This window comes from Pseudomonas sp. (assembly GCF_048269965.1).
GTDB lineage: Bacteria > Pseudomonadota > Gammaproteobacteria > Pseudomonadales > Pseudomonadaceae > Aquipseudomonas.
Genome location: NZ_JBLWTV010000027.1, coordinates 37,852 through 59,689, shown reverse-complemented (window position 1 = coordinate 59,689; position 21,838 = coordinate 37,852). Strand labels below are relative to the sequence as shown.

At 62.7% G+C, this 21,838-nt stretch carries 19 protein-coding genes; 4 read left to right on the top strand and 15 right to left on the bottom strand.

The window, feature by feature from the left end; genetic code table 11:
- From ACN0X6_RS22535 to ACN0X6_RS22525, 3 genes are all read left to right on the top strand, one after another.
- The coding region (locus tag ACN0X6_RS22535; RefSeq protein WP_417707405.1) for a hypothetical protein at window positions 1–242 on the top strand (242 nt) is incomplete at its 5' end.
- A gap of 262 nt (window positions 243–504) precedes the next feature.
- On the top strand, window positions 505–774 hold the full coding sequence (locus tag ACN0X6_RS22530) for a DUF2388 domain-containing protein (protein WP_417707403.1): 270 nt from the start codon (window positions 505–507) through the stop codon (window positions 772–774).
- Window positions 775–854: 80 nt separating this feature from the next.
- Window positions 855–1,241 (top strand): DUF5329 domain-containing protein, encoded by a 387-nt coding sequence (locus ACN0X6_RS22525; RefSeq protein WP_417707401.1) that lies wholly within the window; start codon window positions 855–857, stop codon window positions 1,239–1,241.
- Window positions 1,242–2,003: 762 nt separating this feature from the next.
- Here ACN0X6_RS22525 and nuoN read toward each other — a convergent pair.
- From nuoN to ACN0X6_RS22460, 13 genes are all read right to left on the bottom strand, one after another.
- Window positions 2,004–3,488 carry an NADH-quinone oxidoreductase subunit NuoN gene (gene nuoN / locus ACN0X6_RS22520; RefSeq protein WP_417707399.1) on the bottom strand — a complete coding sequence of 495 codons (1,485 nt, stop codon included), beginning with the start codon at window positions 3,486–3,488 and terminating at the stop codon, window positions 2,004–2,006.
- A 19-nt stretch (window positions 3,489–3,507) separates the two neighbouring features.
- The gene (nuoM, locus tag ACN0X6_RS22515; RefSeq protein WP_417707398.1) at window positions 3,508–5,037 is read right to left on the bottom strand and encodes an NADH-quinone oxidoreductase subunit M; all 1,530 of its coding nucleotides are present in this window, start codon (window positions 5,035–5,037) and stop codon (window positions 3,508–3,510) included.
- Between the two features lie 13 nt (window positions 5,038–5,050).
- Window positions 5,051–6,901, bottom strand: a complete 1,851-nt coding sequence (gene nuoL / locus ACN0X6_RS22510) for an NADH-quinone oxidoreductase subunit L (protein ID WP_417707396.1) — start codon at window positions 6,899–6,901, stop codon at window positions 5,051–5,053.
- A complete protein-coding gene (nuoK, locus tag ACN0X6_RS22505) occupies window positions 6,898–7,206 on the bottom strand; it encodes an NADH-quinone oxidoreductase subunit NuoK (RefSeq protein ID WP_003460477.1) in 309 nt (102 codons plus the stop codon). The genes nuoL and nuoK overlap by 4 nt, the downstream gene beginning before the upstream one ends.
- A complete protein-coding gene (gene nuoJ, locus ACN0X6_RS22500; protein ID WP_417707394.1) occupies window positions 7,203–7,712 on the bottom strand; it encodes an NADH-quinone oxidoreductase subunit J in 510 nt (169 codons plus the stop codon). The genes nuoK and nuoJ overlap by 4 nt, the downstream gene beginning before the upstream one ends.
- 67 nt (window positions 7,713–7,779) lie before the next feature.
- The gene (gene nuoI, locus ACN0X6_RS22495) at window positions 7,780–8,328 is read right to left on the bottom strand and encodes an NADH-quinone oxidoreductase subunit NuoI (protein WP_160018136.1); all 549 of its coding nucleotides are present in this window, start codon (window positions 8,326–8,328) and stop codon (window positions 7,780–7,782) included.
- A gap of 10 nt (window positions 8,329–8,338) precedes the next feature.
- Window positions 8,339–9,331, bottom strand: a complete 993-nt coding sequence (gene nuoH, locus ACN0X6_RS22490) for an NADH-quinone oxidoreductase subunit NuoH (RefSeq protein ID WP_417707391.1) — start codon at window positions 9,329–9,331, stop codon at window positions 8,339–8,341.
- Window positions 9,328–12,051: an NADH-quinone oxidoreductase subunit NuoG gene (nuoG, locus tag ACN0X6_RS22485; RefSeq protein ID WP_417707390.1), complete on the bottom strand. Its 2,724-nt coding sequence runs from the start codon at window positions 12,049–12,051 to the stop codon at window positions 9,328–9,330. Before nuoG ends, nuoH begins: the two co-directional genes overlap by 4 nt.
- Window positions 12,052–12,109: 58 nt before the next feature.
- Window positions 12,110–13,456 (bottom strand): NADH-quinone oxidoreductase subunit NuoF, encoded by a 1,347-nt coding sequence (gene nuoF, locus ACN0X6_RS22480; protein WP_417707388.1) that lies wholly within the window; start codon window positions 13,454–13,456, stop codon window positions 12,110–12,112.
- Complete coding sequence (gene nuoE / locus ACN0X6_RS22475) at window positions 13,453–13,965, bottom strand: NADH-quinone oxidoreductase subunit NuoE (protein ID WP_417707386.1); 513 nt, start codon at window positions 13,963–13,965, stop codon at window positions 13,453–13,455. The genes nuoF and nuoE overlap by 4 nt, the downstream gene beginning before the upstream one ends.
- Before the next feature lies 1 nt (window position 13,966).
- Complete coding sequence (gene nuoC, locus ACN0X6_RS22470; RefSeq protein ID WP_417707384.1) at window positions 13,967–15,748, bottom strand: NADH-quinone oxidoreductase subunit C/D; 1,782 nt, start codon at window positions 15,746–15,748, stop codon at window positions 13,967–13,969.
- Between the two features lie 63 nt (window positions 15,749–15,811).
- Complete coding sequence (locus ACN0X6_RS22465; RefSeq protein WP_143500506.1) at window positions 15,812–16,489, bottom strand: NuoB/complex I 20 kDa subunit family protein; 678 nt, start codon at window positions 16,487–16,489, stop codon at window positions 15,812–15,814.
- A gap of 10 nt (window positions 16,490–16,499) precedes the next feature.
- Window positions 16,500–16,913 carry an NADH-quinone oxidoreductase subunit A gene (locus tag ACN0X6_RS22460; protein WP_013715479.1) on the bottom strand — a complete coding sequence of 138 codons (414 nt, stop codon included), beginning with the start codon at window positions 16,911–16,913 and terminating at the stop codon, window positions 16,500–16,502.
- Between the two features lie 581 nt (window positions 16,914–17,494).
- On the opposite strand from ACN0X6_RS22460, the gene ACN0X6_RS22455 reads away from it, so the two are divergent.
- A complete protein-coding gene (locus tag ACN0X6_RS22455) occupies window positions 17,495–18,892 on the top strand; it encodes a pectin acetylesterase-family hydrolase (RefSeq protein WP_417707381.1) in 1,398 nt (465 codons plus the stop codon).
- Window positions 18,893–18,937: 45 nt separating this feature from the next.
- On the opposite strand, the gene ACN0X6_RS22450 is transcribed toward ACN0X6_RS22455, so the two are convergent.
- A complete protein-coding gene (locus ACN0X6_RS22450; protein ID WP_417707379.1) occupies window positions 18,938–19,594 on the bottom strand; it encodes a hypothetical protein in 657 nt (218 codons plus the stop codon).
- Window positions 19,595–19,718: 124 nt separating this feature from the next.
- Window positions 19,719–21,722 carry a PhoX family protein gene (locus tag ACN0X6_RS22445; protein WP_417707377.1) on the bottom strand — a complete coding sequence of 668 codons (2,004 nt, stop codon included), beginning with the start codon at window positions 21,720–21,722 and terminating at the stop codon, window positions 19,719–19,721.
- Between the last annotated feature and the right edge of the window lie 116 nt (window positions 21,723–21,838).

Genomic DNA, 21,838 nt, shown 5'->3' with positions numbered 1-21,838 from the left:
CCATCCGTAAGTTCAAGGAAGGCGAGATTTTCCCCACCTGGGAGGTCAAGCGCTTTCTCGTTCGCCCCTGGCCGCTGAAAGACAAAACCACCCTCACCAACGAGCCGGTGGAATGGAGTTTCTACGGTGATGTTTGGGATCCGTACGAAAAGTTTTCTGGCGAAGATCAGACAATACTGATGGCGGCTCCGCCAAAACAGGAGAAGAGTGCTCGGGGTACTGCTCGACTTCACGTGCTGTAAATGAGTATTTGACCGGGCTGGCGTTCCAGCCTGTTTTTAATGCAGCATCAACGAGCGTAGGCGCTTTTCATATAGAGCCTGGCCACGTGGGGATGTAAAGTTTGGATGTAGAGATTAAAAGGAGATTGGCTATGTTAGTGGGCTTTTTTAATGCAGGTGCTGTTGTGTGTCAGAAGGGGTTTAGGTAGTCGTTGCTAATGTGGTTAATTTTGTTTTTTAAGACGTGGCTCTGGGGTTTCCTGGGAATTGGGATAATAAAGGATTGAGTACGCTTGCCGTGATTGGAGCTCTGTATTCGCCAGTGACGTCGGTTGAATGGACGTCAGATAAGACATCCGATATTTCAACGCTTGATCGTAAGGTTTTTGCCAAGGCTCGTGAGGATGCGCTTTCTTTTGTTGCCAGTGACGGTGGAATTCATGGAGCTCTGCTCGAACAAGCGTTCAAAGTGTTGAGAGCTCATGGTGTCAGGGGTGAAGATATCGATGTGGCAAAAATGATTGCTGCTGAGGTTCAGGCAAAAAATATATGAACTGGTTTCATTGTGTTGGCAGCAGTCAATCGCTTTAAAGTTTTGATGGGTTCAATTTTCTCTTATTGTAGAGGTGGGCGATGCGTCACGAGTTTTTGAAAAAATGCTTCCTGTTGGTTTTTTTCATACTGGCGTTCCAATTTGCCCGGGCTGAACTCGACGCTTCGGCGCAGGCGGAAATCACTCAGCTATTGGATTTTGTTGGACATAGTCCCTGTGGTTTTCTGCGAAATGGAAAGCAGTATCCGGCAAGTGAAGCACGAGCCCATTTACAAAGCAAAGTCGACTACTTGTTGAATAAGAATATGGTGAAAAATGCAGAAGACTTCATCGAGCTGGCTGGTAGTAAAAGCAGTTTGAGCGGAAAACCTTATGAAGTGAGTTGCGCGGATGGTAAGCAGACTTCGAAGTCGTGGCTGCAGGCGGAGCTTGAGCGCATTCGTAACGGATATCATGCAAAACCGTAAATATTGAGAAACTTTGGAGCAGTCAATCCACGGTTATCTATCCCGTTTGGTAACTAGAATTGAGTTCGCTCGCCAGCAAATGTTGGCGGATAGGAATCAACGGGTGTCATTGCCTAAAGCGTGCTGCCGGTTAGTCATGAGTCACTCAGCACGAGAGAGAAGAACATGAAAGGTGTCATCCGTATTGGCGACAAGACTACCAGCGGCGGCAGCGTGCTGGAGGCTTCGTCTGCTGGCCTATCTGGGGGCGGGCTCTGCGGCCAGGGGATGGGACCGGTCGCGGGAGGCGGAGCTATCGCGCTTGATGCGTCGGGGTCGTCGTTCGCAGCAAGCACTGGCGGTCAGTCTGCGCACTGCGCTTGGCACCGCAGGCGAGGGGTGCGGATTGCTCAATGGCAACAGCGCACTGCGCGCTCGCTTGTCCTGGCAGGAGCGCTCGGCGCGACATAGTCGCCTTGTCGTCGATGAGGCGTTGTCACTGGAGAGACGATTGAGCGACCCGCTTGCGGCCGTGTTGGGGGATTTGGCCGTGGTGCTGGCGAAACTGCCGGCGGACAGACCTCTCGCGTTATTGCTGGAAACCAGCAGCGCCAATGACTGTGCATGCCTGAACGGCAGGACGCCGTTCGCCTGGATTTGCGGGCGCAAGTCTCGCAAATCCAGGCGCAATGCAGCGTCAGCACAGCGGGTACCGTCAGACGGTTTTCTTGTTGGTGGCCTTTAGAGTCAATAGGCCATTAAACAAAGAAAAATCACCCTCATTTACTGCGTCAGGGCCACCAGTCCGGCGTGCTGCACCAGCTCCAGCAGCGGCTGCGGGTACACGCCGATGATGAAGGCGAGCAGGGCGACCACCAGCAGCATGATGCCGCCGGCACGCTGACCCCAGTCGAAGGGCGCATCGTGGCGATGCATGTTGGGCTCGCGCATGAACAGCGTGACCATCACCCGCAGGTAATAGAACACGCCGATGGCGCTACCCAGCACCATCGCACCGAGCAGCCACCACAGCTGCGCCTCGACACCGGCAGCGATCACGTAGAACTTGCCGATGAAACCCGCCGTCAGCGGAATGCCGGCCAGCGACAGCATCATTACCGTGAGCACGGCAGTCAGGTACGGACGGCGCCAGAACAGGCCACGGTACTCGTAGAGCGCATCGGCATCGCGACCGCTGTAGGGCGTGGACATCAGGGTGATCACGCCGAACGCGCCGAGGCTGGTCAGCACGTAGGTGGCGAGGTACACGCCCACGGCTTCCACGGCCAGGCCCTTGCTGGCGATCAGCGCCACCAGCAGGTAGCCGAAGTGGGCAATGGAGGAGTAGCCGAGCAGGCGCTTGAGGTTGTTCTGCAGCAGCGCCAGCAGGTTGCCGAACAGGATCGAGGCAATGGCGATCAGCGTTAGCAGGTCGCTCAGCCAGCCGCCGCTCATGGCAGGGGAAATCTGGTACAGGCGCAGCAGCACGGCGAACACCGCCACCTTGCTGGCGGTGGCCAGGAAGGCGGCCACTGGTGCCGGCGCGCCCTCATAGACGTCCGGCGTCCACAGGTGGAAGGGCACCAGCGACAGTTTGAAGGCCAGGCCGATCAGCATCATGCCGATGCCGATCTGCACCAGTTGGCTGCTTTCCCGCGCCAGGCTGACGCCGATATCGGCAAAGCCCAGGTTGCCCGACTCGGCATACAGCAGCGCCATGCCGAACAGCAGGAAGGCGGAGCCTGCGGCCGACAGCACCATGTACTTGATGCCGGCTTCCAGCGAACGCTTGTTGAAGAAGGCGTAGGCGATCATGCCGTAGGTCGGCACCGACAGCAGTTCCAGGCCGATGAACAGGCCCGCCAGATGCTGGGCGCTGACCAGCACCAGGCCGCCCGCGGCGGAGAGCAGCACCAGCAGGTACAGCTCCTCGCGGTTGCCCGGGTAGCCTTTGCCGGACTTGCCGCCCAGGTAGGCATGGATCAGCGTGACGCAGGCCAGGCTGGCGGCCAGCACCAGCGCCATGTAGTAGCAGGCGAAGGTGTCGATCAGCAGCAGCGGGGTGACTTCCAGCGGCGTCACCTCCAGTGCCGGGATCAACGACAGCAGCGCCAGGTTCAGGCCCACCACCGAGAGGATGAAGGTCAGGGCGTGATTGCGTTTGGCGGCAATGGCCAGCATCACCACGACCACGGTGAGGCTGGTCACCAGCAGCGGCAGCAGGGCGATCAGGTGTTGCAGGCTGAATTCGACAGCGTGATGTTCCATGAGTCTCTAATCCTTACCCTTAGCGGCCCGAAGCGAGTTGATCGAGGGCGTCAGCCATCCACTGCTGCACGCCATGCATGCTGGCCGCGGAGGTGTCGAGCACCGGTTGCGGGTAAACGCCAAGCAGAATCAGCAGGGCGCCAAGGCCGAGTACCATGGCCAGCTCGCGGGCTTTGAGGCCCGGCAGCGGCGCGTCCTGCTGCACCGGGCCGAAATAGGCGCGGTGGATCATCGCCAGGGCATACACCGAGCCGAGCACCAGGCCGGTGGCGGCCAGCACCACGACCCAGGGCGCGCTGGGGAAGCTGCCGAGCAGAATGAGGAACTCGCCGACGAAGTTGCCGGTACCCGGCAGACCCAGCGCGGCGGCGGCGAAGAACAGGCTGATGGCTGGCAACCAGGGCATGCGCGCCCAGATGCCGCCCATCTGGCGCAGATCACGGGTGTGCACGCGCTCATAGAGCTGGCCGCAGAGGATGAACAGCGCGGCGGCCGACAGGCCGTGGGCGACCATCTGTACCACTGCACCTTGCAGGGCGATCTGGCTGCCCGAATAGATGGCGATCAGCACGAAGCCCATGTGCGAGACGCTGGAGTAGGCCACCAGGCGCTTGATGTCGGTCTGCGCGAACGACAGCAGGGCGCCGTAGAGGATGGCGAACACGCCGAGCCACTGAGCGATCGGCGCGAACTCCGCCGAAGCGTTGGGGAACAGCGGCAGGGCGAAGCGCAGCAGGCCGTAGGCGGCGGTCTTCAGCAGGATGCCGGCCAGGTCGACGGAGCCGGCGGTCGGTGCCTGGGCGTGAGCGTCCGGCAACCAGGAGTGCACCGGCACCACCGGGAACTTCACCGCGAAGGCGACGAAGAAACCGAGCATCAGCAGGTACTCGGTACCCGGCGCCAGCTCGGTCTTCAGCAGGTCGGCGTAGTTGAAGGTCAGCACGCCGGTCTGGTTGAAGTGCACGAACACCAGGGCCAGGATCGACACCAGCATGATCAGGCCGCTGGCCTGAGTGAAGATGAAGAATTTGGTGGCGGCGGTGATGCGGGTACGACCGTCGCTGCCGCTATGACCCCAGAGCGCGATGAGGAAGTACATCGGCACCAGCATCATTTCCCAGAAGAAGAAGAACAGGAACAGGTCGACCGCCAGGAATACGCCGACCACGCCGCCCAGAATCCACATCAGGTTGAGGTGGAAGAAGCCGACGCGGTTCTGGATCTCGTTCCATGAGCAGAGTACCGACAGCACACCGAGCAGGCCGGTTAGCGTCACCATCAGTACCGACAGGCCGTCCATCGCCAGGTGGATGGTGATGCCCAGGCGCGGGATCCAGTCGATGACGAACTCGTGGGCCCAGCGCGGCTCGCTGCCGGGTGCCGGGGCCAGGGTGAAGTCACCGCTGACCCACAGCCACAGGCTCAGGCCGAACAGCAGAGCCATGGTGATCAGGGCGATCCAGCGTGGCAGGACGTGGCCGAAACGCTCGGCTTGCCAGCACAACAGCCCGCCGATGAAGGGAATCAGGATTAGCCAGGGCAGAATCATCAGGCTGTTTTCCTTAACTCAAAAAGAGGATGGCGGCGAGCACCAGTATGGCGCCCCCGGCGATCGAGGCGGCGTACCAGCGCACCTGACCGTTCTCGCTGCGCACCAGCGCGGCATTGCCGCCGCGTGCAAGCAGCGGAATCAGGCCGATGCTGCGGTCGATGGGGTCGCGGCGCAGCAGGTGGCAGAGCGCCAGGTAAGGGCGCACGAACAGCTTGTCGTAGAGCCAGTCGAAGCCCCAGGCGGCGAACCACAAGGCGCTCAGCAGGCGACCCGGCGCGCTCTGCGCCACAGCCGAAGCGACGCGGCGCTGGCCAAGGAAGAGCAGGGCGGCGATGACAATGCCGGACACCGCGATCAGGCCGGAGAGCAGTTCCAGGCTGTGCTTGGCCTCGCCACCGGCGTGGCCGACGCTTTGCGGCAGCACGCCGGCCAGCGGCGGGTTGATCCAGGCACCGATGAAGGTCGACAACACGATCAGCACGATCAGCGGCAGGTTGTGGGCGATGCCATGACCGGCGTGCGCCTCGGTCTTCTGCTCGCCGTGGAAGGCGATGAAGATCAGGCGGAAGGTGTAGATCGAGGTCAGGAAGGCACCGACCAGACCCGCGTAGAGCAGTTCGCTATGGCCGCTGGCGAAGGCTTCCCAGAGAATTTCATCCTTGGAGTAGAAGCCGGCGGTCAGCAGCGGCAGGGCAGCCAGGGCAGCGCCGCCGACGACGAAGCTGGCGTAGGCCAGCGGCAGCTTCTTCCACAGGCCGCCCATCCTGAAGATGTTCTGCTCGTGGTGGCAGGCGTGGATCACCGCACCGGAGGCAAGGAACAGCAGGGCCTTGAAGAAGGCATGGGTCATCAGGTGGAAGATCGCCGCGTCCCAGGCACCGACGCCGATGGCCAGGAACATGTAGCCGATCTGGCTCATGGTCGAGTAGGCGAGGATGCGCTTGATGTCGGTCTGTACCAGCGCAGCGAAACCGGCCAGCACCAGGGTCACGCCGCCGACGATGCCGACCAGCTCGAGAATCTCCGGGGTCAGCAGGAACAGGCCGTGGGTACGGGCGATCAGATAGACGCCGGCGGTGACCATGGTCGCCGCGTGGATCAGCGCCGATACCGGGGTCGGGCCGGCCATGGCGTCGGCCAGCCAGGTCTGCAGCGGCAACTGGGCGGACTTACCCACCGCGCCGCCCAGCAGCATCAGCGTGGCGAGCCACAGCCAGGTGTCGCCGGCCACGTATTTCTGCGGTGCCAGCAGCATCAGTTCCTGAATGTTCAGGGTGCCAAGGTTGAGGAACAGCAGGAACAGGCCAATCATCAGGAACACGTCGCCGATACGGGTGACGATGAACGCCTTGAGCGCCGCGTTACCGTTGGGCACGTGCTTGTAATAGAAACCGATCAGCAGGTACGAGCACAGGCCCACGCCTTCCCAGCCGAAGAACAGCACCAGCAGGTTGTCGCCGAGCACCAGCAGCAACATGCTGAAGATGAACAGGTTGGTGTAGGCGAAGAAGCGCGAATAGCCTTCCTCGCCGCGCATGTACCAGCTGGCGAACAGGTGGATCAGGAAACCCACGCCGGTGACCACGCCAAGCATGGTCGCGGACAGACCGTCCAGGTGCAGGGTGAAGCTCGGTGCCAGGCCTTCGACGCTCATCCACTGCCACAGGGTCAGGCTGTAGGCGCCGCCGGCTGGCGGATTGCCGAGGAACGCGGCGATGACCCAGGCAGCGCTGGCGGCCGCCAGGCCGATGGAGCCGACACCGATCAGCGCACTGGTGTTTTCCGCGAAACGTCCGCGCGAGAAGGCCAGCAGCAACCAGCCGAGCAGCGGGAAGAACAAAGTCAGGGCTAGAAGATTCATCCGCGCATCTCGCTGGCAGCGTCGATATCCAGAGTGTTGAAGCGGCGATACAGCTGCAGCAGGATCGCCAGGCCGATGCTGGCCTCGGCGGCTGCCAGGGTGATCACCAGAATGAACATCACCTGACCGTCAGCCGCGCCCCAGCGGGCACCGGCGACGACGAAGGCAAGCGCAGCGGCGTTCATCATCACTTCCAGGCTCATCAGGATGAACAGGATGTTGCGTCGCACCATCAGACCGACCAGGCCGATGCAGAACAGCACGCCGGCCAGGGCCAGGCCGTGTTCCAGAGGGATGCCGGTCATATGGTTGGCTCCTTGGCGTCATGGCGGCCCAGGTGGTAGGCGGCAACCAGGGCTGCGAGCAGGAGCATGGAGGCCAGCTCCACGGCCAGCAGGTAAGGGCCGAACAGACTGATGCCGACGGCCTTGGCTTCGACCGTGGTGTGGCCGATGTGGGCGTCGCTGACGTGGTTGAGCAGCACATAGAGCAACTGGCCAAGCAGCAGGGCGCTGAGAATCGCCGGGCCGACCCAGATGCCGGGCGTCAGCCACGTGCGCTCCTGCTCGGCGGCTGCCGGGCCGAGGTTGAGCATCATCACCACGAAGACGAACAGCACCATGATGGCGCCGGCGTAGACGATGATTTCCAGCGCGCCGGCAAAGGGTGCACCGAGGGCGAAGAACACCATCGACACCGCCAGCAGCGAGACGATGAGGTAAAGCAAGGCATGCACCGGGTTGGTGTTGGTAACCACCCCGACCGTTGCTGCCACCGCCACACCGGCGGCGAAGTAGAACGCAAATTCCATCAGAAGCTCCTCATGGCGCCCATCTTCCGCTTGCGGGAAAGGGGCTGGGGGAGAGGGTAAGAACGAGTCATGGCAACAGACTCTTGACGTTGATCGGCTCGGCCTCGTTCTGCGCGGCGCCCTTGGGCTTGCCGGCGATGGCCATACCGGCCACGCGGTAGAAGTTGTAGTCCGGGTTCTTGCCGGGGCCGCTGATCAGCAGGTCTTCCTTCTCGTACACCAGGTCCTGGCGCTTGAATTCGCCCATCTCGAAGTCCGGGGTGAGCTGGATCGCGGTGGTCGGGCAGGCTTCCTCGCACAGGCCGCAGAAGATGCAGCGCGAGAAGTTGATGCGGAAGAACTCCGGGTACCAGCGACCGTCGTCGGTCTCGGCCTTCTGCAGCGAGATGCAGCCCACCGGGCAGGCCACGGCGCACAGGTTGCAGGCCACGCAGCGTTCCTCGCCGTCAGGGTCGCGGGTCAGGACGATGCGGCCACGGTAGCGCGGTGGCAGGTAGACCTGCTCTTCCGGGTATTGCAGGGTGTCGCGCTTGCGAAAGCCATGGCTGAAGACCATGGCCAGGCTGCGCAGTTGGGTGGCGGTGCCAACCAGGATGTCCCAGATGTATTTGAACATTGCTTTCTCCTTACTGGGCCGTGGCCAGCACGACGGCACCGGTCACCAGCAGGTTGATCAGGGTCAGCGGCAGGCAGAACTTCCAGCTGAAGGCCATGACCTGGTCATAGCGCGGGCGTGGGATCGACGCGCGCAGCAGGATGAAGAGCATGATGAAGAAGGCCGTTTTCAGCGCGAACCAGAAGAACGGAATCTGCGGCAGGATGCCGAACGGGCCATGCCAGCCACCGAAGAACAGGGTCACCAGCAGCGCGGACACAGTGACGATGGCGACGTATTCGCCAACGAAGAACATGCCCCATTTCATCCCGGCGTATTCGATGTGGTAACCATCGGCCAGCTCCTGCTCGGCTTCCGGCTGGTCGAACGGGTGACGGTGGGTCACGGCGACGGCAGCGATGAAGAAGGTACAGAAGCCGAAGAACTGCGGAATGATGAACCACAGGTTCTGCGCCTGGTAATCGACGATGTCGCGCATGTTGAACGAGCCGACCTGCGCCACCACGCCCATCAGCGCCAGGGCCAGGAACACCTCGTAGGACACCGTCTGCGCCGAAGCCCTCAGAGCGCCGAGCAGGGCGAACTTGTTGTTGCTCGACCAGCCGGCGAACAGCACTGCGTAGACCGACAGGCCAGCCATGGCGAAGAAGAACAGGATGCCGATGTTCAGGTCCGCCACGCCCCAGGTTGGGGTGATCGGGATGATGGCGAAGGCCATCAGCATCGCAGAGAAGGCGATCATCGGCGCCAGGATGAAGATGAACCTGTCGGCGAACGGCGGCGTCCAGTCCTCCTTGAAGAACATCTTGATCATGTCGGCGGCGATCTGGAACATGCCGAACGGCCCTACGCGGTTGGGGCCGTAGCGATCCTGCCACCAACCCAGCAGGCGCCGCTCGACGAAGCTCAGCAGCGCGCCGCAGACCACCACCACCAGCAGGATGACGATGGCCTTGAGTACCGCGACGACGATCTCGATCAGTTCGGGCGTCAGCCAGCTCATTGCGCGGCCTCCTGCAGCAGGGTCACGCTGGCACCGGCGAGCGTCGCCGCAATACCCGGCAGGCCAACCGGCAGGCCGACCAGGCCAACGGCCAGGTCGTCGCGCACCTGCAGCGGCAGACGCAGCGCCTGGCCGTTGACGCGCAGGGTCAGCAGCGCGCCGTCGTTCACGCCCAGGCGTGCAGCTTCATCGCGGGCCAGGGCCACATAGGGCTCGGGCATGCGCTCCTGGATAGGTTTGGCGCGCGCGGAGTTTTCCTCGCTGCCGAACAGGTGGTGCAGCGGCGCCACCTGCCAGGTGCCGGCTGCCGGGTTGAACGCAGCATTCACCGCGAACCAGGGCAGGGCGTTGCCGGCGGCTTCGAGCAGGCGCACACCGGGGTCGCCGGCGCGCAGGTGGCCACCGACTTCATCCTGGAACTTGTTCCAGGCCTGCGGCGAGTTCCAGCCCGGCGACCAGGCGAACGGAATCTGCTGACGGTCTTCCTTGCTGCCGGCGTAGCCTTCCATGGAGAAGGCGAAGGCCGAGTCCTGATCCTGCGGCTGACGCGGCTCGTGCACGCTGATGTTGGCACGCATGGCGGTGCGGCCGCTGTAGCGGTGCGGCTCGCGCGCGAGCTTGAGGCCCTTGATGCGGAACGAGGCGCCCGGCGCAGCGTCCGTGATACCGGCCAACAGCGGGTTGCTGGCGGCGCAGGCTGCGGTGACCTGGTCCAGTTGCGTCCAGTCCAGGGCCTTGCCCTGCAGGGTGCTGTGCAGCGCATGCAGCCAGCGCCAGCCTTCGCGGATCAGGATGCCGGCGTCGTAGTAGCTCGGCTCATAGACCTGGAAGAAACGCTGGGCGCGGCCCTCGAAGCTGACCAGGGTGCCGTCGCCTTCGGCGAAGGAGGCCACTGGCAACAGCAGATGGGCGCGTTCGCTGGTAGCGGTACGCTGGTGATCGGCGACGATCACCGTCTGTGCGGCGCTGAGCGCTGCATCGACCCTGGCGGCATCGGCGCGGCGGTACAGGTCGTTTTCCAGCACGATCACGGCATCGGCCTGGCCATTGCTCAGGGCATCCAGCGCGGCATCGACGGACTTGCCACCGAGCTCTTCACCCAGAAGCAGTGCCAGGCCCAGGCTGTTGGCCTCGGGCACCACCAGGCTCAGCGAACCGTTCTTCTCACGGTTCTTCAGCGCGCTGGCGATATTGGCGGCGGCTTCGATCAGCGCTTTGTCGCCCAGCGAGGCGCCGGAGACGATCAGCGGGCGGTTTGCATTGATCAGGGCATCGGCGATGCGCTGTACCAGCGCTTGCGCCTCGGCGTCCAGGCCGTCGACGGCCGGTGCGCTCGGGTCGATGGCGTGGGCCACGGCGAAACCGATACGGGCCAGGTCCGCAGGGGCGGCATGCACGCTTTCAGCGGCCACTTCGTCCAGGCGGGTTTCACCGACGCTGGCGATGAACAGCGGGTGCAGGGCGTGCTGGGCGACGTTCTGCACGGCCGCCATGTGCCAGTCCTGAATGCGTGCGCCGGCGGCGATCTCGGTGGCCTTGCCCTTGACTGCCTGACGCAGGGCCAGGGCCATGCGCGCAGCGGTCTGGGTCAGGTCCTCGCCGAGGACGAAGATGGCGTCGTGCAGTTCGACGTCGCGCAGGGTCGGCGTCGGCAGCGGGCCGTTCTGCAGGATGTCGCGGATCAGGCCGATGTTGGCCAGTTCGCAGGCAGCGATGCCACTATAGAAGTGCTCGGCACCGACCAGTTCGCGCAGGGCGAAGTTGGATTCGAGGCTGGCACGCGGCGAGCCGATGCCGATCACGCGCTTGCCCTTGAGCAGTTCGGCGGCCTTGTCCAGCGCGGCATCGATGCCGATGGCCTGGCCGGCCAGCAATGGCTGACGCGGGCGATCCTCGCGATTGACGTAGCCATAGCCGAAGCGGCCCCGGTCACAGAGGAAATACTGGTTCACCGAACCGTTGAAGCGGTTTTCGATGCGACGCAGCTCGCCGTAGCGCTCACCGGGGCTGATATTGCAGCCGCTGGAGCAGCCATGGCAGATGCTCGGGGCGAACTGCATGTCCCACTTGCGGTTGTAGCGCTCGGAGTGGGTCTTGTCGGTGAACACGCCGGTGGGGCAGACCTCGACCAGGTTGCCGGAGAACTCGCTTTCCAGCGTGCCGTCCTCGACACGGCCGAAGTAGACGTTGTCATGCGCGCCGAACACACCCAGGTCGGTGCCGCCAGCGTAGTCCTTGTAGTAGCGCACGCAGCGGTAGCAGGCGATGCAGCGGTTCATCTCGTGGCCGATGAACGGGCCGAGTTCCTGGTTCTGGTGGGTGCGCTTGCTGAAGCGATAGCGGCGGGCGTTGTGCCCGGTCATCACCGTCATGTCCTGCAGGTGGCAGTGACCGCCTTCCTCGCACACCGGACAGTCGTGCGGGTGGTTGGTCATCAGCCATTCGACGACGCTGGCGCGGAACGCCTTGGACTCCTCGTCGTCGATGCTGATCCAGGTGTTGTCGGTGGCAGGCGTCATGCAGGACATGACGATACGACCACGGGTGTCGTTCTCGTCGTTGTACTGCTTGACCGCGCACTGCCGGCACGCCCCGACGCTGCCTAGCGCCGGGTGCCAGCAGAAGTAGGGGATATCGAGTCCGAGGGACAGGCAGGCCTGCAGGAGGTTGTCTGCACCATCGACTTCGAAATCTTTGCCGTCTACGTGGATAGTGGCCATTTCTTCAAGTCTTCGTTTACCCGCTTGCTACAGCGGCTGGCTAAGGGAATTCGTCTGTTCAGCTCGCGCTTGCCGGCATGCGGGGCGTGCTCGCCACCTTGGCCACGCCGGCCTCGAACTCTTCACGGAAATATTTGATGGCACTGCCCAATGGCTCCACCGCGCCTGGCGCGTGAGCGCAGAAGGTCTTGCCCGGACCGAGGAAGTTGACCAGGCCGAGCAGGGTGCGGATGTCTTCGGCGGTGCCTTGCCCGCGCTCCAGCGCACGGAGGATCTTCACGCTCCAGGGCAGGCCGTCGCGGCATGGCGTGCACCAGCCGCAGGACTCGCGAGCGAAGAACTCTTCCATATTGCGCAGCAGTGACACCATGTTGATCGAGTCATCGACCGCCAGCGCCAGGCCGGTGCCCATGCGCGTGCCGACCTTGGCGATGCCGCCGGCGTACATCTGTGCGTCGAGGTGCTCAGGCAGCAAAAAACCGGTACCGGCGCCGCCGGGTTGCCAGCATTTGAGCCGGTAGCCGTCGCGCATGCCGCCGGCATGCTCCTCGAACAGTTCACGCGCGCTGATGCCGAACGGCAGTTCCCACAGACCGGGGTTTTTCACCTTGCCGGAGAAGCCCATCAGTTTGGTGCCGTGGTCTTCGCTGCCGGGGCGGGCGAGGCCCTTGTACCAGTCCACACCCTGGCCGACGATGGCCGGCACGTTGCACAGGGTCTCGACGTTGTTGACGCAGGTCGGCTTGCCCCACACGCCGACGGCGGCGGGGAAGGGCGGCTTGGCGCGCGGGTTGGCGCGGCGGCCCTCCAGCGAGTTGATCAGTGCGGTTTCTTCGCCGCAGATATAGCGACCGGCGCCGGTGTGGACGAACAGCTCGAAATCGAAGCCTGAGCCGAAGATGTTCTTGCCGAGCAGGCCGGCGGCCTTGGCCTCATCGATGGCGCGGTTGAGGTTGGCGGCGGCGTCGACGTACTCGCCGCGCAGGAAAATGTAGCCGCGATAGGCCTTGAGCGCACGCGCCGAGATCAGCATGCCTTCCACCAGCAGGTGCGGCAGCTGTTCCATCAGCATGCGGTCTTTCCAGGTATTGGGCTCCATTTCATCCGCATTGCACAGCAGATAGCGGATGTTCATGGATTCGTCGGCCGGCATCAGGCCCCACTTCACCCCCGTGGGGAAGCCCGCGCCGCCACGGCCCTTGAGGCCGGATTCCTTGACGGTCTGCACGATGTCGGCCTGGGCCATCTCGGTCAGCGCCTTGCGCGCGGCAGCGTAGCCGTTCTTGGCCTGGTATTCGGCCAGCCATACCGGCTGGGCGTCGTCACGCAGGCGCCAGGTCAACGGATGAGTTTCTTCGCTGCGGGTAACGCGGTTGGCTGGGCCAATGGAGGTGAGCGCTTTCATTTATAGGCCTCCAGCAATGTGGCGACGTCGGCGGGCTGGATATCGCCGAAGGTGTCGTCGTCGATCATCACCGCCGGGGCCTTGTCGCAGTTGCCCAGGCAGCACACCGGCAGCAGGGTGAAGCGGTTGTCGCTGGTGGTCTGGCCGAGGCCGATGCCAAGCTGCTTGTGCATTTCGGCGATCACGGACTCATGGCCGCCGATGTAGCAGGTCATGCTGTCGCACACGCGGATGATGTGGCGGCCAACCGGCTGGCGGAATATCTGGCTATAGAAGGTGGCCACGCCCTCGACGTCGCTGGCGGGAATGCCGAGGATCGCGCCAATGGCATCGGCGGCGCCGTCCGGCACCCAGCCGCGTGCCTTCTGCACGATCTTCAGCGCTTCGATGCTGGCGGCGCGCGGGTCTTCGTAGTGATGCATCTCGTGCTCGATGGCCGAGCGCTCGCTTTCGCTGAGGGTGAAACGATCGGTCTGAATGAGCGTGCTGCTATTGGTTGTCTGGATCATGTCAGCGGTCCACGTCGGCCATGACGAAGTCGATACTGCCCAGGTAGGCGATCAGGTCCGCCACCATGCTGCCGCGAATCACCGAGGGGATCTGCTGCAGATGGGGGAAGCTGGGGGTGCGAATCCGGGTGCGGTAGCTCATGGTGCTGCCGTCGCTCGTCAGGTAGTAGCTGTTGATGCCCTTGGTCGCCTCGATCATCTGGAAGGCCTCGTTGGCCGGCATGACCGGGCCCCAGGAAACCTGCAGGAAGTGGGTGATCAGGGTTTCGATGTGCTGCAGCGTGCGCTCTTTCGGCGGCGGCGTGGTCAGCGGGTGATCGGCCTTGTAAGGGCCTTCCGGCATGTTCTTCAGGCACTGGTCGATGATGCGGATGCTCTGGCGCATCTCCTCCACGCGCACCATGCAGCGGTCATAGGCATCGCCATTGACGGCCAGCGGCACCTCGAAATCGAAGTGCTCGTAGCCGGAGTAGGGCCGAGCCTTGCGCAGGTCGAAGTCGCAACCGGTGGCGCGCAGGCCGGCACCGGTGGTGCCCCATTCCAGCGCTTCCTTGGTGTTGTACTGCGCAACGCCAATGGTGCGGGCCTTGAGGATGCTGTTCTTCAGTGCCGCTTTCTCGTATTCGTCGAGGCGCTTGGGCAGCCAGTCGACGAATTCCTTGACCAGCCTGTCCCAGCCGCGCGGCAGGTCGTGGGCGACGCCGCCGATGCGATACCAGGCCGGGTGCAGGCGGAAACCGGTGATGGCTTCGATCACCTTGTAGGCGCGCTGGCGGTCGGTGAAGGTGAAGAACACCGGCGTCATGGCGCCGACGTCCTGGATGTAGGTGCCGAGGAACAGCAGGTGGCTGGTGATGCGGAAGAACTCGGCGAGCATGATGCGAATCACGTCGACCTTCTGCGGCACCTTGATGCCAGCGAGCTTCTCCACGGCCAGCACGTAGGGCAGGTTGTTCATCACCCCACCGAGGTAGTCGATACGGTCGGTGTAGGGGATGAAGCTGTGCCAGCTCTGACGCTCGGCCATCTTCTCGGCGCCACGATGGTGGTAGCCGATCTCCGGCACGCAATCGACGATCTCTTCGCCGTCGAGCTGCAGGATGATGCGGAAGGCACCGTGCGCAGAGGGGTGGTTGGGACCGAGGTTGAGGAACATGTAGTCCTCGTGCTCGCCGCCACGCTTCATGCCCCAGTCTTCGGGGCGGAAGCGTGCGGCTTCTTCTTCCAGTTGCTGCTTGGCCAGTGTCAGGCTGAACGGGTCGAATTCGGTGGCGCGCGCCGGGTAGTCCTTGCGCAGCGGATGACCTTCCCAGGTCGGCGGCATCATGATGCGGCTCAGGTGTGGGTGACCGGTGAAGGTGATGCCGTACAGGTCCCAGACTTCGCGCTCGTACCAGTTGGCGTTGGGCCAGATGCTGGTGGCGGTCGGCAGGTTGAGGTCGCGCTCGCTCAGGGCGACCTTGATCATCACGTCGCTGTTACGCTCCAGCGACATCAAGTGATAGAACACCGTGAAGTCGGCGTCCGGCAGGCCGCGACGCTGGGTGCGCAGGCGCTCGTCGACCCCGTGCAGATCAAAGAGCATCACATAGGGGCGCGGCAGGTTGCGCAGGCAGGTGAGCACTTCGATCAGTCGCTCACGGGCGACCCAGAGTACCGGCATGCCGGTGCGGGTCGATTGCAGGGTGAAACTGTCGTCGCCAAAACGGGCGCGCAGTTCGGCGACGACGTCCTGGTCGTCAGCCTTGTAAGGCGGTATGGACACAACGGTGTCTTGAGTCATGGTCTCGGTCGCTGTCGATCAACGTAGAAAGTGGGCGTGACGCTTGCGCAGGCAAGCATCGGCTCAGACTTCGTCGGGGCTACGCAGGTTGGTAACGGCGATTCGCTGCTCGCGCCGCTGTTCCTTCTGCGAAGGCATTTCGGCACGGTAGATGCCTTGATCGCCAACGACCCAGGATAGCGGGCGGCGCTCCTGGCCGATGGATTCCTGCAGCAGCATCAAGCCTTGCAGGAACGCCTCCGGACGGGGCGGGCAGCCGGGAATGTAGACGTCCACGGGGAGGAACTTGTCCACGCCCTGAACGACCGAGTAGATGTCGTACATGCCGCCGGAATTGGCGCATGAACCCATGGAGATGACCCACTTGGGCTCCAGCATCTGCTCATAGAGACGCTGGATGACCGGCGCCATCTTGATGAAGCAGGTGCCAGCGATGACCATGAAGTCGGCCTGGCGGGGTGACGCCCGAATGACTTCCGCGCCGAAGCGCGCAACGTCGTGCGGGGCGGTGAAGGCGGTGGTCATTTCCACATAGCAGCAGGACAGACCGAAGTTGTACGGCCACAAGGAATTCTTGCGCCCCCAGTTGACCGCGCCGTTTAGCGCGTCAGAGAGCTTGCCCATGTAGATGTTCTTGTGAACCTGATCCTCTAGCAGCGGGTCGGAGACGACCTCCCGCTGGCCGATCGGATACGCCTCGTTGGGCGCATTCGGGTCGACCCGAGTAAGTTTGTATTGCATCGCCAAAGCCTCATTGTTTCAGCTTCGCCTGCCGTTCACGACGTCCCTGGGGAGCCCAGTCGAGCGCCCCGATACGCCAAAGATAGACAAGACCTGCCAACAGAATTGCTATGAAAACTGTAGCTTCGATCAGGCCCGCCCAGCCGCTTTCGCGTACCGAGACTGCCCAAGCGAAGAGATAGAGGGCTTCAACGTCGAAGATCACGAAGAGCATCGCGACCAGATAGAACTTGGCTGACAGGCGCAGGCGCGCACTGCCGGTAGGAAGCATGCCCGACTCGAAAGGCTCGTTCTTGCTGCGTCCCCAGGCTTTGCTGCCGAGCAGACTGGAAACGCCGAGCATGAAGGCGATGAGCCCACAGACACCCAGCAAGAACACAGCGAAAGCCCAGTTATGGGACATGGTCGTTACCGCATCAGGCATGCCGGTACTCCTTGAATTAAGGAACGGCTTTTAATCTGGTAGCTGCCAGGCACCGTCAAGGGCGCTGGCGCGAAGTGTGTATACAATACTATGTGCAGACCAACTGTAAGTAAATTTTTCAGAGAAAAATTATTCGCGCAGTTCGATCGTTTCTGTCGAGCTTCTGATTGACTTGTCGCATCGATGCAATTCTGCGTCGAACCCTGTGGCCCGACGTTTCAGGACTATAGCTGACAGCTCTGTTCTGGCAATTTCCAACAGCCATTCATCTGACTAATCTGCCTCATTTCGAGCTCTGATGAGCTTCGGCGAGATAAGCAATTCACTGCCACTTTGGTGTTAAGGCCAAAGCAGCAGGGCCTCGCATTAAATTCCAATAACGCATATCGAAAGACTTGTTCTATCACCAAATTTTATTCATTCAGTGAGGTTGCCTCGCTGATTTTGTACTAGCGTGCATGAATCGCCAGAGCGCGATATGCCATCGATCGAGCAGTGCCCACCATCCGCTGGGTCTGCGCAGTTGCCCCTGCCTGGGTATGCCGACCCTTCGTACGAATAACAACATGAGGGGTTTTGCCATGCCTGTTGTCCAGTCCTTGCCGCGTATTGTCCCCACCGTTCTGTTGCTAGCCCTGAGCGCGCCTGCCAGCGCGGAGCTGGGGGATTACAGTTTCTGGCAGAGCTTGAGCAATCTGGTGGCCCCGCCCAGGGCCGATAATCCGGTGACGCCCGCGCAGCGTGTGGGGCCCTACCCGTTGTTGGCCAATCCGAGTGGTTTCAACAGCGGCTTCAACCCCGGCAATTACTACGGTTGGCAAACGATTCAGATGGCGCCACAGACCGGTGCGGTGTGCGGCAACGGCTCGCCCTACAAGTTCTTCATCAACCGTGTGCCGAACACGCGCAATACCATCGTTTATCTAGAAGGTGGTGGCGCCTGCTGGGACTACGCCAGTTGCAGCGGGCAGAGCGGCATACGTGGCGCGCGCAATCCTGATGGGATTGCCGATGACTACATGTCGCTGCTCAATCCCGGCGCCAGTCTGGTGAGTCCCTTCGTCGTGCGTCTGCACCCCTGGACGCGCGTCAAGACGCAGAACTGGAACATGGTCTACGTGCCGTACTGTACGGGCGATATCTACTCCGGCGACAAGGTGGCGGTCTACGAAGACCCGCAGGGGGAAAATCCCCCGCTGGTGTGGCACCACAACGGCTTGCGCAACATGCGCGCGGTGGTGGGGTGGCTGAAGGACAACCTGCCGCGACCGACCCAGATGCTCACCACGGGCTGCAGTGCCGGCGGCGCGGGCAGCCTGACCAACTACGCCAACCTGCGCCAGGACATTGCGCCGAACCGGGGGTACCTGATCAACGATTCAGGGCCCGTCTATACCGCGCTGGCTGGCGACAACCAGGCTTATCCTTCCTATCCGCTGCAGACGCTGATTCGTCAGGCCTGGGGCCTCGATGCCACTCAGGGGCCATTGCAGTACCTGCAGGCGCGTCTGCCCGGCTTCAATCGCAACGATCTGGGTAGCCTGTATCCGGCGCTTTCGAGCAATCTGCCAGGTGATCGCATGGGGCATGCGCATTTCTGGCAGGACCTGAACTATTCGTCCTATTCCTACGAGCGCTTCTACCCGGAGATCGCCAATGCGCCAAATCAGGCCGCCAAGGAAGCACTGATCAAGCAGCGCTGGGCGACGGACACCACGCGTCTGCGCAGCCAACTGGCCAGCCTGGGCAATGTCGGTGGTTATTTCCCGCAGGTGCGTAACGTCAATGAAAGTCACTGCACCAGCATCATCGAGTTCGCCAACTCCGATATCCAGGAGCAGAATCTGCAACTGGACAACTTCGTCAGCAGCGTTCTCGATGGTAGTGGGCAGGTGCTGGATGCGTCGGAAAGCAGCGATGTGGCCGACCGCAACAAACCATTCAATCTGCTCTATTACCTGCTGGACCAGTTGCTCTGAACAGGCGCGAAAGCAACGCGGCGACAGCTTGGGTTGTCGCCGCGTTCAGCTATCCGGGGCTTGTTGGTAATTACGCTCGCGAGCCTCTTGCAGGCGTTGCCTGAGGTATTGGTCGCGAGTGAGCCCTTCGGGAATGTTCTGCAGGCCGAGCACTTCTTCGACGATATTTTTTTCCTCGGCCTTGTAGCGTTCGAAGTTCGGATCAGATCGTTGCGCCAGTTTGGCCTCACGCTCAGCGCTGATTGCCTGGTAACGCTTGATCAGCGCTTCAGCGCGTCTCTTCTGCTCATCTTCGTCTTCGCTGACTGCCTTGATCAGGGCGATCTGCAGCAACAGGGCCTCGCTCAAGGCCACTTCACCTTGGCGCTGCAGTGCATCGATGCCCTCACTCAGCGTCTGCGCCTGAGCTTCGCGACTGCTGCTGTCGAGTTCCGTGGCGTGCTCGATGAAGTCTCTGTAGCGCTGATGAAAATCCAGGCGCCGTTGCTGTTGCCGGACTTCGGGCCTGGCGAGCAGGTGCAGTTGCTCGGGGCTCAGTTCGACTGGTGCTGGCGGGGCGCTGCCTTGAGTGGGGAGCTGCACTGAAGCTGGCCTTGGCGGCAAGCGTGCAGGTTCTTCGGCGTTGGGGCGTTGCCAGAACCAGGCGAGTGTCACGCTGCCAATCAGGATGCAACTGCCGAGCAGCAGAGTGGAACGGGGCATGGGCAGTCCTTGCGCGAGTCGACTGCCTTCCAGCGTAGAAGCTGCTGCCGCGCCTTGCCTGTCCACGCATCGAATTGGGGGCCTGCATCTTCTCGTCAGGAGCGAGAAGGTGCAGGCGTGTGGATCAGAACAGCGGTTTGCCGTCCTCGCGCGTGACGATCACGGTGGACGAGCGTGGGCGGCGACCGGGGCCGTCCGGCCAGGTGCTGCGAAAGTCCGTCGGGGTCGAGCCTTCGCCCGGGTGCTGGATGTTGACGAACAGCGTGCGGAAGTCCGGCGTGGCGGTGATGCCAGTGACTTCGCAGCCCACGGGGCCGACCAGGAAGCGCTTGACCTCGCCGGTGCTGGGCTCGGCAACCAGCATCTGGTTGTTGCCGAACGGGCCGCTGGCGAGCTGGCTGCCGCTCATGTCGGTCTGGATCCACAGACGGCCATCGTCGTCGAACCACAGGCCGTCCGGGCTGGCCATGCGGTTGTCGGCGGTCAGCGCTCTGCCGTTGGGGTCGAGGCTGTCGTTCTCCGGCCCCGCCAGCAGGAACAGGCTCCAGACGAACTCGCGGCCGCCATAGTCGCGGCTCTGCTCGCGCCAGCGGATGATGTGACCGTAAGCGTTGGCTGGGCGCGGGTTGGTCGCATCGACGACGGTGCGCGAGCTGTTGTTGGTGAGCGTGAAGTAGACGTCGCCATTGTTCGGATTCACTGCCCCCCATTCCGGGCGATCCATCTTGGTGGCGCCCACGATGTCGGCAGCCAGGCGGGTGTTGATCAGCACCTCGCCCTGGTCGGCGAAGCTTACTCCGGCAGCCCTGCAGGCGGCCTGGAACGCCTTGTCCCTGATGTCCAGTGGCAGCCACTGCCCCTTGCCGTTGGCCTTGAAGCGCGCCACGTAGAGCGTGCCTTCATCGAGCAGGCTGCCGTTGCTGCGACCCGGTATGTACCTGCCGCGGCTGACGAATTTGTAGATGTACTCGTTCTGCGAGTCGTCGCCGGAATAGCAGACCACCGGACGACCCGGTTTGACCGGGGCGAACACCAGGCCTTCGTGAGCGAAACGGCCCAGTGCGGTGCGCTTGACCGGCGCGGATTCCGGCGCGAAGGGATCGATCTCGACGATCCAGCCGAAGTGGTTCGGCTCGTTGCGATAGTCGCCTGTGGCCTCGGCGGCCAGGCGGGTGGCGTTGAAGCGTTGGAATTCGTCGCCGGCCAGGTGATCCCAGCCGTAGCGGCTGGCGCTGCCGACACCGTAGCGGGTCATTTCACGCGGGCGCTCGGAATCGCCGCTAGCGAAATAGCCGGCCCAGTTTTCCTCGCAGGTCAGGTAGGTGCCCCAGGGTGTGAAGCCATTGGCGCAGTTGTTCAGCGTGCCGCGAGTGGCAGTGCCGTCGGGACTGTAGCGCGTGCGGAGCAGGGCGTGACCGCGCGCTGGGCCGCTGATCTGCATCGGCGTGGCTGCGGTGATGCGGCGGTTGCGCGCACTGGGCAGCACTTCCCATTGGCCGCGCACGCGGCGTACTTCCACCACCGAAGCGCCGTGGGCATTGATTTCCTTGCGTACTTCATCGGCACTGCTGCGCTTGCCACCGACCAACGTGGGGCCGTTGGGGTGCAGCAGCGGAGCGTCGATGTACTCGTGGTTGAGTACCAGCAGGCCGTGGTCGCTCTTGCGACCGCCGCCGCGCTGGCCGTCGATGGGGAAGAAGTGCATGCCGTCATGGTGCATGCCGATCTGGTCGGCCTGGTCGGCGGCACTGTTGCCGGCGTTGTCGAGAAAGGCCGGGAAGCTGCCGCGGATGGGCGTACCCCAGGGGATGAAGGGGGTGGCTCTGTAACCGGCAGGTACGCTGATGGTGTCGGCGCGAGTCACCGCCACCGGGCTGAACGGCAGACGCTTGCCGCGTCTCTTCAGGCGTTCGAGCAGGTCCTTGAGCGGGTTGTCGGCGGCCTCGGCGCTGCCGGGCATGGCCACGCCGAGAAAGCCCATGACGCCGAGCGCGGCGCCGCCGGCGACCACCTGACGGCGGCTCAGGCCGGCCTCGATCAGGTCGTTTATGTGGGGGTTGCCGGAGGCGTTGCTGAGCGGCTCATCGCCATTGCCGAATAGCACGTCTTGCTCTTGTTCGTTGCGCATGGAGGGCTCCTGATGAGGCTGATCGACGGAGTCATGACGCTAACCAAGGAAAACGACGGAATAGTGACAGTGCCTGTGCGCTGTTGCACAAAACTGCACGGAGGGGGTGATGGCCA

Bases quoted from the DNA above. Each gene is read 5' to 3' on its own strand.
- nuoI (WP_160018136.1), bottom strand. From the start codon at position 8,328: ATGTTCAAATACATCTGGGACATCCTGGTTGGCACCGCCACCCAACTG.
- nuoJ (WP_417707394.1), bottom strand. From the start codon at position 7,712: ATGGAATTTGCGTTCTACTTCGCCGCCGGTGTGGCGGTGGCAGCAACG.
- nuoM (WP_417707398.1), bottom strand. From the start codon at position 5,037: ATGATTCTGCCCTGGCTAATCCTGATTCCCTTCATCGGCGGGCTGTTG.
- ACN0X6_RS22450 (WP_417707379.1), bottom strand. From the start codon at position 19,594: ATGCCCCGTTCCACTCTGCTGCTCGGCAGTTGCATCCTGATTGGCAGC.
- ACN0X6_RS22460 (WP_013715479.1), bottom strand. From the start codon at position 16,913: ATGCCTGATGCGGTAACGACCATGTCCCATAACTGGGCTTTCGCTGTG.
- ACN0X6_RS22465 (WP_143500506.1), bottom strand. From the start codon at position 16,489: ATGCAATACAAACTTACTCGGGTCGACCCGAATGCGCCCAACGAGGCG.
- ACN0X6_RS22525 (WP_417707401.1), top strand. From the start codon at position 855: ATGCGTCACGAGTTTTTGAAAAAATGCTTCCTGTTGGTTTTTTTCATA.
- nuoH (WP_417707391.1), bottom strand. From the start codon at position 9,331: ATGAGCTGGCTGACGCCCGAACTGATCGAGATCGTCGTCGCGGTACTC.
- nuoK (WP_003460477.1), bottom strand. From the start codon at position 7,206: ATGACCGGCATCCCTCTGGAACACGGCCTGGCCCTGGCCGGCGTGCTG.
- nuoN (WP_417707399.1), bottom strand. From the start codon at position 3,488: ATGGAACATCACGCTGTCGAATTCAGCCTGCAACACCTGATCGCCCTG.
- nuoC (WP_417707384.1), bottom strand. From the start codon at position 15,748: ATGACTCAAGACACCGTTGTGTCCATACCGCCTTACAAGGCTGACGAC.
- nuoF (WP_417707388.1), bottom strand. From the start codon at position 13,456: ATGAAAGCGCTCACCTCCATTGGCCCAGCCAACCGCGTTACCCGCAGC.
- nuoG (WP_417707390.1), bottom strand. From the start codon at position 12,051: ATGGCCACTATCCACGTAGACGGCAAAGATTTCGAAGTCGATGGTGCA.
- ACN0X6_RS22455 (WP_417707381.1), top strand. From the start codon at position 17,495: ATGCCTGTTGTCCAGTCCTTGCCGCGTATTGTCCCCACCGTTCTGTTG.
- ACN0X6_RS22445 (WP_417707377.1), bottom strand. From the start codon at position 21,722: ATGCGCAACGAACAAGAGCAAGACGTGCTATTCGGCAATGGCGATGAG.
- nuoL (WP_417707396.1), bottom strand. From the start codon at position 6,901: ATGAATCTTCTAGCCCTGACTTTGTTCTTCCCGCTGCTCGGCTGGTTG.
- nuoE (WP_417707386.1), bottom strand. From the start codon at position 13,965: ATGATCCAGACAACCAATAGCAGCACGCTCATTCAGACCGATCGTTTC.